The sequence below is a fragment of the Mycobacterium sp. genome (assembly GCF_044370595.1).
GTDB lineage: Bacteria > Actinomycetota > Actinomycetes > Mycobacteriales > Mycobacteriaceae > Mycobacterium.
On record NZ_JBILVF010000260.1, the window covers coordinates 1 to 2,740 of the forward strand.

General features: G+C 64.6%; 2 protein-coding genes. One reads left to right on the top strand and one right to left on the bottom strand.

Annotated elements, in window-relative coordinates; genetic code table 11:
- Positions 1–418: 418 nt before the first annotated feature.
- Positions 419–742, top strand: a complete 324-nt coding sequence (locus ADBZ5N_RS18565; protein ID WP_526260024.1) for a hypothetical protein — start codon at positions 419–421, stop codon at positions 740–742.
- An 11-nt stretch (positions 743–753) separates the two neighbouring features.
- On the opposite strand, the gene dnaE is transcribed toward ADBZ5N_RS18565, so the two are convergent.
- Positions 754–2,740: DNA polymerase III subunit alpha (gene dnaE, locus ADBZ5N_RS18570; RefSeq protein WP_526260026.1), on the bottom strand; the 1,987-nt coding region annotated here is incomplete at its 5' end.

Here is a 2,740-nt window from a genome sequence, read left to right on the forward strand (position 1 = left end):
ATTTGCGCAACTCGTAGTCGACCAACGGGCGGTGTCCAGCGCCCCGGGAAAGGCGCGCCTGGCTCTCAATGCCAACTCGGAACTGAATTCGCTTGCGCGTGACGGTGTGCCATCAGGAAACTCGACCGGGCCGACGAGTTGGCGGCGCAGGGTTACCTAGTCCGGCGCGGGGAGGTGGAGGCCGTCGGGCCGGGCATACGCCGACCGGCCTTTTGCCGCCGATAACCGACTTGCCGCCTCGGCACGATCCGGAACGGCGGCCGAGGTGATGTCGCAGGCCCTTGCTCTACATGCATGCAGTCGGGACCGTTCACGGCCGGCGGCGGTCCGGTTGGCGGCGTTGCAGCGAGCCCTTGTCCTGCTGATCAGCGCAGATGAGTCCGAGCCGTCGCCTACCAGGCTGTCCACCCTGGCCAGGGTGGCCCAGGAGCACGGCTCCAGAGCCCTCGCGGTCCACGCGTTGCAGGCCCTCTCCAATTCGATCGAGCGGGCCACCGATCTTGCACCCGGCGGCCCTTTTCTGCCGGCCTGCGAACGATTCGACGGCCTTTCCACGGACGGACGTTTTCGCGACTGGATGCTGGCAGCGGCGCTGGAGGCATTCGAGACCCACGCGTCGTTTTCCTCCTACTACACAGGGCCGGCGGCGCTCCCACGCCTGGAGTGGATCCATCGACTCGGCTGGGCGAGTGAGGAGATGACGCGGCGTCTCACCCTGGTGCGCGCACGAGCGAGCCGCTGAACCGTTGAAGGTCAGCCGCCCAGGCAGCCCGGGCCCAACAGCGCCTTGAGGTCACCCATGAGCGCCGATGAGGGCGTCACCCGCAGCGACTGATCCAACTCCAAGGTGGTGATCCGGTCACCACTGATCAACCGTAGATGCACCTGCGAGGTGCCGGGGTGGCGGGACAGCACCTGTTTGAGAGCGGTCACCTTGTCCAATGTGCACTGGCGGGTCGGCAGGCTTACCGCCAGCGGCCGGTCCGGCTGAGCGTTCGAGAAGTCAGGAACCACAAGGTCATTGGCGATCAGCGAAATCCGGTCGTCCTGGATGCGGACCTTGCCACCCACCAGGACCACCGCGTCGTCGGCGATCTCCGCCCCGAACAGCGAGTAGGTCTGCGGGAAGAACATCACCTCAATGCCGCCGGTCAGGTCTTCCAACTGCGCTGATGCCCAGGGCATTCCACTCTTATTGACGCGCCGGTTCACCGACGCGAGGATTCCCCCGACCCGTACCTGAGTGTCGTTGGCGATATCGCCGTCCAGAATCGCCGGGATGGCGGTGTCGACCTGGGCCGTCAGCAGATGCACGACCCCGTTGAGCGGGTGTCCGGACACGTAGAGTCCGAGCATTTCGCGTTCGAGGGCCAGCTTGTGTTTGTCGTCCCACTCCTCATTGGGCACTTTGATGGTGAACACGGAATCGCCGGTGTCGGTGCCGTCGCCGCCGGCGCCTCCGAAAAGATCGAACTGACCCATCGCCTCAGCCTTCTTGGTGCCCAGCACCGACTCCACGGCGTCGCTGTGCACCAGGAACAGGCCCTTACGGGGATGGCCGAGGGAATCGAAGGCCCCCGCTTTGATCAGCGACTCGGCCACCTTTTTGTTGCAGGCACCGACGTCGATCTTGTTGAGGTAGTCGGAGAAGTCGGTGAACTTGCCTTTATCGGTGCGCGTGGTGACCACCGAACTGACGACGTTGGCGCCGACGTTGCGGATCGCGCCAAGGCCGAATCGGATGTCGTCGCCGACCGAGGTGAAGTTCTGCACCGACTCGTTGACGTCGGGAGCCAGCACCGTGATCCCCAGACGGCGGCAGTCCGCCAGGTACACCGCGGCCTTGTCTTTATCGTCGCCGACCGAGGTGAGCAGACCGGCCATGTACTCGGCCGGATAGTTCGCCTTCAGATAGGCGGTCCAGTAGGACACCAGTCCGTACCCGGCGGCGTGGGACTTGTTGAACGCATAGCCGGCGAACGGCAGGATGGTGTCCCACAGCGCCTTGACCGCCCGCTCGGAGAAGCCGTTGGCGGTCATGCCCTCGTAGAAACCCTTGTACTCGGCTTCGAGGACCTCAAGTTTCTTCTTGCCCATGGCTTTTCGCAGGGCATCGGCCTTGCCCATGGTGTAGGAGGCGACCTTCTGCGCGATGAACATGATCTGCTCTTGGTAGACGATCAGACCGTAGGTCTCGGCGAGGATGTCCTTGAGCGGCTCTTCCAGTTCCGGGTGAATCGGCTTGATGGGTTGGCGGTCGTTTTTGCGGTCGGCGTAGTCGTTGTGGGCGTTCATCCCCATCGGGCCTGGCCGGTACAACGCCAGCACCGCGACGATGTCGTTGAATTCGGTGGGCTGCATCCGCCGGAGCAGGTCGCGCATCGGGCCGCCGTCGAGTTGGAAAACCCCGAGGGTGTCGCCGCGGCCGAGCAGTTCGTAGGCCTTGGGATCGTCGAGCGGCAGGGAGTCCAGGTCCAGGTCGACGCCCCGGTTGGCTCTGATGTTCTCGATGCAGTCGCCGATGATGGTCAGGTTGCGCAGACCCAGGAAGTCCATCTTCAGCAGGCCGATGGCCTCGCACGACGGGTAGTCCCAGCCGGTGATGATCGCCCCGTCCTGGGGCCGCTTCCACAGCGGAATCGCCTCGATGAGCGGCTCGGAGCTCATGACCACCGCGCAGGCGTGCACACCGGCGTTTCGGACCAGCCCCTCCAACCCCCGGGCCGTCTCGTAGATGGTC